7 protein-coding genes and 1 pseudogene are annotated in these 8,473 nt (G+C 64.5%); 6 read left to right on the plus strand and 2 right to left on the minus strand.

Annotated features, from left to right (window positions below):
* The 3 genes and pseudogenes from ACFYOJ_RS36035 to ACFYOJ_RS36045 form a co-directional block, all read left to right on the plus strand.
* A pseudogene (locus ACFYOJ_RS36035) lies at nucleotides 1-344 on the plus strand (hypothetical protein); the annotation flags it as partial.
* A gap of 232 nt (nucleotides 345-576) precedes the next feature.
* A complete protein-coding gene (locus ACFYOJ_RS36040) occupies nucleotides 577-1,449 on the plus strand; it encodes a hypothetical protein (protein ID WP_356559117.1) in 873 nt (290 codons plus the stop codon).
* Between the two features lie 52 nt (nucleotides 1,450-1,501).
* Nucleotides 1,502-2,077, plus strand: coding sequence for a hypothetical protein (locus ACFYOJ_RS36045; RefSeq protein WP_356559115.1), 576 nt, complete (start codon nucleotides 1,502-1,504; stop codon nucleotides 2,075-2,077).
* Nucleotides 2,078-2,784: 707 nt separating this feature from the next.
* Here ACFYOJ_RS36045 and ACFYOJ_RS36050 read toward each other — a convergent pair.
* Nucleotides 2,785-3,378, minus strand: coding sequence for a hypothetical protein (locus ACFYOJ_RS36050; RefSeq protein WP_356559113.1), 594 nt, complete (start codon nucleotides 3,376-3,378; stop codon nucleotides 2,785-2,787).
* Between the two features lie 173 nt (nucleotides 3,379-3,551).
* Here ACFYOJ_RS36050 and tpg point away from each other — a divergent pair, with 173 nt between their 5' ends.
* Both tpg and ACFYOJ_RS36060 read left to right on the plus strand, forming a co-directional pair.
* Nucleotides 3,552-4,106, plus strand: a complete 555-nt coding sequence (tpg, locus tag ACFYOJ_RS36055) for a telomere-protecting terminal protein Tpg (RefSeq protein WP_356559111.1) — start codon at nucleotides 3,552-3,554, stop codon at nucleotides 4,104-4,106.
* A gap of 309 nt (nucleotides 4,107-4,415) precedes the next feature.
* Nucleotides 4,416-5,162 (plus strand): phage Gp37/Gp68 family protein, encoded by a 747-nt coding sequence (locus ACFYOJ_RS36060; protein ID WP_356559109.1) that lies wholly within the window; start codon nucleotides 4,416-4,418, stop codon nucleotides 5,160-5,162.
* A 30-nt stretch (nucleotides 5,163-5,192) separates the two neighbouring features.
* Here the strand turns inward: ACFYOJ_RS36060 and tcmP are convergent, their stop codons facing one another.
* A complete protein-coding gene (gene tcmP, locus ACFYOJ_RS36065) occupies nucleotides 5,193-6,371 on the minus strand; it encodes a three-Cys-motif partner protein TcmP (protein ID WP_356559107.1) in 1,179 nt (392 codons plus the stop codon).
* Between the two features lie 308 nt (nucleotides 6,372-6,679).
* Here tcmP and ACFYOJ_RS36070 point away from each other — a divergent pair, with 308 nt between their 5' ends.
* Entirely contained in the window at nucleotides 6,680-8,113 is a 1,434-nt protein-coding gene (locus ACFYOJ_RS36070; RefSeq protein ID WP_356559105.1) for a HEPN domain-containing protein, read from the plus strand.
* The last annotated feature ends 360 nt before the right edge of the window (nucleotides 8,114-8,473 follow it).

An 8,473-nucleotide genomic window follows, 5' to 3' on the forward strand; every position in this document is an offset into this window, starting at 1 on the left:
CCAAGCAGCAGAGTGCCGAGCAGCAGGTCTCAACGCATCAACAACTGTCCCTTTTCATCCGTACGCGGGTGGGGACGTTCACGTGTACGCCGACACTGGCCGAACTGGCCGCCGGCTACGAACCCGGCTACGAGCCGTCCGTTTCCTCGCTGATCGGCCTGCCCCGCCGCGACCGCGGCAACGCCGAAGGCCGCGAAGCCCTCGGAAAGGCCATCGCAGAGCTGCGCGCGACCGGCTGCCTCGTCCCCGACGGCAGCACCGCCAACGGCGTCGGCGAGCGCCTGGTCGTCGACCCCTTACCCGCCCAGGACGCCCTGCTCCTGCCCAGACCTCGGCATTTCTGATCTCGAGCGAAGCGGTCGGCACGAGGCGCCGTGCTACTCAGCAGAGCCATGCATCGCGTTCAGAACAAGGAGCCGAAACGTACTCGTCGCAAGTGGTCCTTACACAGTCGTCACAGGTTGTTCTCTCACCTTGTTCTCTCACTTGGCTCTCTCATACACCCGCTCACGCGTGCAGGCAACGGTCCGCTGAATCAGTTGAGTTGCGACGAACAGACCGTCTAGCTTCTGCAGCATGAAGACGACAACGCTCACCCGGCAGGACATACAGGCGACCAAGGCGACCGGGCGCGACACCCGGACAGAGATCCTCAAGCGCTCGATCCGCGCCAACGTGCCCCTGCGTAAGACGTTCGTCCAGGCACCGAGAGGCTCCGCGAGCCGGCACGGACCGCTCAGCGACTTTGTGACCGGCCGGGACCTGCGGGGGCTCAAGGCCTACCTGCTGATCGTGGCCGCGTGCAGCAGCGGAACGGACGGTTGGTCCACCAAGCACGACAGCGCCGTCTGGGCCCGGATGCTGGACATCGACCAGACCGCCACCGAACAGTCCGCACGGACCGGGGCCTGGCGCACCCTGCGTCGGCTGCAGGACCGCAACCTCATCACGTGCACCCGCTCCGGGACACTGATCACCGTGACCCTGCTGCGCGAGGACGGAAGCGGCGCCCCCTACGACCGGCCCCTCGGACAGTCGGAGCAGGACCTGTACCTGCAGATCCCCTCCACGTTCTGGACCAAGGGCTACGACGAGCAGGTAGACCTGCCCGCCCTGGCCCTGCTGCTGGTAGTCCTCCGGGAGAAGAACTGGTCGAAGTTCCCCGCGGAGAAGGCACCGGACTGGTACGGCTGGTCGGCGGACACCCACGAACGCGGACTTAAGAAGCTGCTCGACCTGCAACTGATCGAGCGCCGCGAGCAGTACAGCAAGGCCCCCCTGGCGCCCGCCGGCTTCACCATGGCCTACCAGTACCAGCGCGCCGCTGCCATGCGGCCCCGCAAAGCCCGAAAGCAGGCGGCAGCCAAGGTCCGTGGTGCCGTGAGCGCATCGGGAAGCACCGTCGAGACGAAGAAGTCCGCGGCTCCAGCCGCCCGGCGAGGGAGGTGACGTCATACGCCAGTCCCGGGGGGAACGCGCGCGTACCCACAACGATCAGGAAGTGAGGACCGCCTGGCTGGACGAGTCCTTCCGAGAGCACGACACAGCCGGCTTCTACATCATCGCCGCCACGATCCTCGAGCCGTCGGCAACCGATGCGACCCGAGAGACGATGCGTCGCCTGAAGGGCCCGCGCAGTACCGCCAAGCTGCACTGGCACGAGATGGACCGCACCGAGCGTCAGGAGGCCGCGCGAGTGGTCGCCCGGCAGGACGGCCTCCACATCGTCTCCGTCGGCTCACCCGTGCCCAGGCGCAAGCAGGAGCGGGCCCGCAGCAAGTGCCTGAACACACTGATCTTCGAACTCCATGGCTTCGGAATCGGACACCTCTGCCTGGAAGCCCGAGAGGATGAGCTGAACGCACGGGACATCCGGACCATCGCCACGGCCCGGCAGACCGTCCTGCCCAAGGGCACGCAGATGCGCGCGGACCACATCCCCGGCGCCAAGGAGCCGCTCCTGTGGATCTCGGACATCGTCGCCGGGGCGGTCCGGGCCCAGCGACAGGGCGACAGCCGGTACACAGACCTGCTGGGCCCAACGCTGATCGATTTCGACGTCCAGACCGACTGCTGAAGAAACGGAGGGACCCCAGACAGACGCCGAGCCAGGCTCCCGGTCTGCCCCAGGTCACCTGGCTCCACTTCTAGCCACCCGCGGCAGCTAGCCTGGATACACCGTACCGCCCTTTACATGGCAATGCCATGCCCAATGCGGCACGCCACACAGCTCGGTGCAGTGCCGGTCTCCGCATCAGACGATGGGAGCAGACACAGGGGCTGGCAGCCGCTCCTCAGCACACACCTTGTGCGTGGGCCGGCGCAGGTCATCCAGCAAGCTGCTCGGCCGCCCGCAGTACTGGCAGGGCATGGCGGTGTCGGACCAGTGAGAGCGGCTGCTCCAGTCCAGGCACGGTCCCGGTCGCATAACCAGCTGCGGCCGGCCGCGTGTCCGCTCATGACACGTGGGGTCGCGGTCCGACACGGCCGACGCAGGAGTGTGCCGCCTGGAGCTGAGGGTGCGGGCCGTCTTCCCGACACTGTCCTCATACCGTTCCAGCTCCGCCGTGGGCGTCCAGAAGTGGAAGACCGTCCGGAACTCTCTCACCCCGGCCTGCACGATGTCGCCGGCCGCCACCGCACGCACGAAGTCGTCGTAGGCGATCTGCTGCAGATGTGAGACGGGGTGCCACTGGCCGCACTTGCCGGTGCGCTTGGTCAGACACGGACGGGCCCGCCGTTCGTCGCACTTCTCCATCTCCAGGCGCCGGTACCCACCGCGGATCAGGAGGTGCTTCCCGTCACGGACGCTCGCGGAGGCAGGTCGTTGTCCGTGCGGGTCCAGGCGACCTCATTGCGGTTGAACATCTGCGTGTCGTCGGTATGCCACGCCGCACTGATGCCGTGATCCTGGGCGGCCTTGTTCCGGCGCCGAATCACGTCCGCCCGAAGATGACTGCGCTGAATCTCGAACGACGTCGGAGTATCCGCTGCGCCGTAAACCAAGACGTCACTGCGCACCTTGCCGTCGGGCGTGCGTACCTCGGTCTCGGCCCGGTGTCCGGCCTCCACCGCCACACGCACCGTGCGTTCCTTGTACGCCTGGTGTTCCGCACTCTCGCTCACCTGGTGCCTCTGCTCGGAAGAGCTCCGCTGGTGCGCGGCGATGAGCTGTCCGTTGCGCTCGTAGACGTACATCCACTCGATGTAGCCCAGCTGACGGCACACACCGCCGCACTGCAGCTCCCGCTTTTCCAGCGGAAGCCGCGTGTCCGCCAACAAGAAGCGGCGAAGCCCCCGCAGCTCAGGCCTCCCCAGGTCGGCCCGCCTGATGTCGAGCAGCCCGAACTCCACGTGCCACAGTAGGTTGTTGACCATCAGTACCCCTCCCGCGCGCATCGAACGCCCCAGCCCCTGTCGGTCACTGCCCCGACCCAGTCCAGCTTGGCGCACCCCACTGACAATCAGGGAAACTCGAACGCAAGCGCTAAAAGGGGCTTCAATCTTCAGGACGCACCCGTGCCGACATCGGCGAGTAGGAGAAGGCGACGATGACCTTGTTCCGCGACGGTCTTGACCGCGCCGTCCAGGGCGCCTTCACCCGCCCCATTCCCAAGTCAGCCGGTGCGCAGATGCGCTACCTGGTCAAGCAGCTCAAGCGCACCCGCGCGGTGGCCGGCCTGCTCGGCATCTCGCAGCGCACCGTCGAGCGGTACGTCAAGGACCAGATCCACCGCCCGCGCACCGACCTCGCGCAGCGCCTGGAGGACGCCGTCCGCGCACGCTGGCAGCCCCGCATCCGCGCCCAGGCCCGCAAGCAGGCCGCCACCAGCACCGGCCTGGTCCTCGACACCCGCGCCCGCTTCGGCTTCACCGCAGCACCCGGCACCACCGACGACGCCCGCATCCGCCACCTCACCCTCGTCCTGCCCCCACACCACGCCGCCCGCCTCTTCGACGCCCAGGACCAGGGCGCCGGCGAACAGCAGTTGCGCGCCCTGGCGGCCGAAGCGCTCGGCGAGGTCTACTTCCGCGACGGCGGCCGCCGCGCCGCGGGCCTGGAGGTCGAATTCACGGACGTCGAGCACGTGGAGTTCGACCTGTAGCCGTGCACCGTTCCAGCGAGGCGAGATGCTCCTCCGAGATGAACGCGGGAGATACCCGAGAGCAGTGCTTTGTGCGTAACAACGGCCGCCGCTTGACCGGTAGATGCTCGCCTCGACCTCGACTGTGCGCTCTTTATCCACTACCTTGGGAACATAAGTTCGAATTTGATTACGAGAAGCGATCGAATGCATGCGAATGCTGAACTGTGCGTCCCAGTACGTGCGTCCCAGCGGCATCGTTAGGCACGACAACCGCCAAGCCCGCAGTCGTGGGCGGTGTGCCCTAGGTACGGCAGCAGGAGGAGAACAGTGAGCGACCGCAGTTCCATCGAATGGACCGAGGCGACCTGGAACCCGACCACCGGCTGCGACCGCGTCTCCTCGGGCTGCGACAACTGCTACGCCCTCACCCTGGCGAAGCGGCTGAAGGCCATGGGAGCGGCGAAGTACCAGAACGACGGCGATCCTCGCACCTCCGGGCCTGGCTTCGGGGTCACCCTGCACCCCGATGCCCTCGACGTCCCGTACGGCTGGAAGAGCCCGCGCGTGGTTTTCGTGAACTCCATGTCCGACCTCTTCCACGCCCGGGTACCGCTGGACTTCGTCCGCCAGGTCTTCCAAGTCATGGCCGACACTCCGCAGCACACCTACCAGGTGCTGACCAAGCGGGCCCGCCGCCTGCGCCAGGTAGCCCACAAGCTCGAGTGGCCGGCCAACCTGTGGATGGGCGTCTCCATCGAGACTGAGAAGGAACTGGCGCGCGTCGATGACCTACGTGAAGTTCCTGCCGCAGTTCGTTTCCTGTCCTGCGAGCCTCTCCTCGGCCCCTTGCCCGGACTGAACCTTGACGGCATTCACTGGGTCATCGCCGGCGGCGAGTCCGGGCCGCGTCACCGCCCCCTGGAGGAGGCCTGGGTCACCGGCATCCGAGACACCTGCCAGGACGCTGGCGTCGCGTTCTTCTTCAAACAGTGGGGCGGCCGCACACCGAAGGCAGGCGGCCGCGAACTGCACGGCCGCACCTGGGACCAGATGCCGCTGCCCGTTGCCGTATGAGCGGGAACGGGCAGCACGTCCCCATGCACGTCATGCAACGAGACGTCCCGGGAATACCTTGATCTCCCGGGTTCGCTTCACACCCACACCATTGCTGGGCGTCTTGCCCTCGCCGTACAGGCGCTGCACTGCTCTGCGTGCCGCGGGCTCGGTTACCTGCCCGTAGAAGCTTCCGAAGATCTCCAGCGTGTGGTCCACGAGCCTGACCGGGCCCCGGGTGTGCAGCAACAGCTTCTCCAGGTTCTTCGCGATCTCGGGCACCGCCCGTTCCGTGACCTCCTTCGGGTCCGGACGCATGGGCCACAGCGCCAGCTTCCCCTCGCTCTCCTCACGGGCATCCAGCGTCTTCCACCATTCGTCCCGGGCCCGGGCAACCGAGTCGCCGAAGACCCACAAGCCGTACTGACTGCGGGTGGCGAAGACCAGCCGGTAGACGGCTCGCTTGTGCGCATCGTGGGAGACCGGCACCGACTGCACGAACATGCCGGTGCGCTCCGCAAGCAGACGGGAGTACTCAGCCGCCACGGCCTCGATGGCGTCCTCAGCAGCCCCCTCCTTCGCCTTCGGGGCAGCAGCTTCCGCGAAATACTCCCGCCACCAGCTGCCGCCGCACACATCGTCGAAGCGCTGCAACGACCTCTCGTTGCCCTGCGGAGAGCGCACGTGCCCGCCCAAGCGCCACACCGCCATCATGCTGAAGTTCATCAACAGCTCCGTCGGCGGTTTCGTCTCACGCCGCTGCCGGGCCAACACGTCCACCAGACGATCCTGAGGAAGCACCAGCCCGCACGGATCCAGGAACAGGAACAGCGGCGCGCCAGCAGCCCGCTGAACCACACTGTCGAGGACCTCATCAACCTCACCGCGGCGGGCGTGCGCCAGCACACCGCCGGCCCGATACTGCTCAACGACCTGATGAAGCCGATCAAACGACTTCTGCTGCGCCTCCGTGAAGAAGCACTCCACAGTGATCCCGTGCTGGGCACGGAAGTGGGAGGCGACCCGGAGGGCGATCTCTGCCGAAGCAGGATCACCGTTCTCGTAGCGGCCCTCACCTGCGTAACCGTCCAGGTACACCACACGCTTGTCCCGAGTCTGCGAAGCTGTCATGCCACCGAACTGAGGCATATAGCGCTTCAGCAACTCGTGCTTGAACACGCTGGGCAGAGCCTTGTCCGCCCAGTAACCCCCACCCGTTCCCGTGGACATGGTCCCCCACTCCATCAACGGCTCAACTACTCGTCTGTAACGCATAGTCAGCTACCCGCCAGAGCCCGACAAGAGGCCCATCACGCCAGCTGTCCAAGTTTTGGGGCGGCTGTACCGGTGCAGAGACCTACGGACCGTCCCTTGGTTCCGGTCATACCTCGATCGAGTGAGTCGACCGAGCCAGCGCTGTACACCAGGCGGCTGCCAGCATGCGACAGCATCAACCGCCGGCGTCACGGACCACTGCAGAGTCGCGCCGAACAAGAAATTGGGAGATACGGCATCCTTCGCCGCTTATGCTTTGACCTATGCAGAACGAGCAGACCTACGTTGGGCAGTGGTGGCTCCCTCAGGACCCCGAGCAAGTAATGCACGGCAGCCTGGAAATTGAGCTAAACCACCCAGAGCTCTCTGTCTATGAAAATCTTTCATCCGGTCAGCGCAGCATAGCCAAGCGGAGCCCTTCCGTCATACACGGCAGGTGTATGGGCGTCGGCGTGACTCTACTGGGCGCCTTTTACACGGGCGGAAGCAGGATTAGTCATGGTAGGGGTGAAGAAACATACGAGGAAACCCAGAATAGGTTCGTCGCAAATACAGCACTGATCGGTGACGATGTCCTTAACGAGGGAGAATGTAGTTTTAACCGCGCCTACTTTCGTTTGTACAACTTGGATCAGTGGGCCAATCGCGTCGCGTATAAGCATTCCGATGGAATGGTCAAGGCGCTCGATCTACCAAGCCTGGTAGCCAACATTCCCGGATGCGAGGTATCACTGCGACGAGTTACCACGTCTCACCTAGGCCTACTGACGGATGCAGGGTTCACTAGCCATGAATTGATTGAGCTCAAAATCGAGGAACGAGTAGCTCTTGAAGACTTGGAGCAGAGGTTCATTAGGCCGCTCGAACAATTGCTTACCCTGGCCACGGGACGGCATTGCGAAGCGTTCTCTCTCCAGGTGGGCAACTACGATGAAACCAAAGAATGGCGAGAAACCTGGCCTTTCAAGCTCTACCAGGTTCGCCGGAAGAGGAGTGACCAGGAACAACCGGGTAAGCCGATGATCCGTGAGCATATGCGCTTCGGTATGAACAGCAGTCATTTCCCACCCAATGTTGAGTTCGGCGTCGTTGTCCCTAACTGGTACGAGCAGCAGGCCAGACTGGCCTCCGCATGCGACTGGATTTTCTCTCTTCGATCTGAGGTAGGAGGATATCTGCAGCAGCAGATGTTCACGATTGCCTCAGCGATCGAAGCACTGCATCGAGGCCTGAATCCGCACTACGAGGAGAAGACAGAAGAGGACCGCGCTAGGAATAGGGCGATCCTCTCAGCCGTCAAGAAGGTGGCTCCAGATCACCACGGGTGGCTGGCAAGTGTCATTCAATACGGCCACCGAAAGTCTTACGTGTTCCGCGGGCGTGAGTTGCTCCAGTTCACAGACCATTTTATGGCTGATATTGTAGGAGATGAGGAAAAGTGGATTCAGGCGGTTCGAAGAGTTCGTGACGGAATTGGTCACGTGTTGAATTCGGACGATGAATACGACGTAGAGCAAATGGTTGCATTGCTTAGAACTGCCTGTCTGTTCGCCGAGAGTGTATTGCTTCGTCAACTCGGTTTCAGTGCAGAAGAATGTCGTCAAGCGTTGCGTCATGATTGGGGGCTGCAGAACGCCGAGCGACGAATGAGGAAAAGCTTCCCTGAATGGTTTGGTGTGACTGGGAACGAGAGCTGACCGACCGATTCACGCGAAGCGGAGGCGTGGGATAGCTCCAGACTAGATCCGCCTCACAGTTTGAAGCACGGGGGTGGCCCGGTTCTGCCAAAGCTACATGGTGCATCATCTGATGCAGAGTCACCGGCCCCGGCCACCCCTTCGCCTCACTGCCGGGCCGAAGGCCCGTTGCCGACCCGCGCAGCGGGTCCGGCCCCGGGGCGCGGGAGCGCCTCGGGTGGCTGGAGCGCAGCGTAGGCCACCTCGCGGGGGCCGCAGGCCCCCGCAGCTCCGGGAGCGGAGCGGACGGAGCGTCACCGGCCCGGCGCAGCCGGGCCGGTGAGCGGGACGCGTAGCGTCCCGCCAGCGCTCACGCGGAGC

It is taken from the genome of Streptomyces sp. NPDC006384 (assembly GCF_042870695.1).
Lineage (GTDB): Bacteria > Actinomycetota > Actinomycetes > Streptomycetales > Streptomycetaceae > Streptomyces.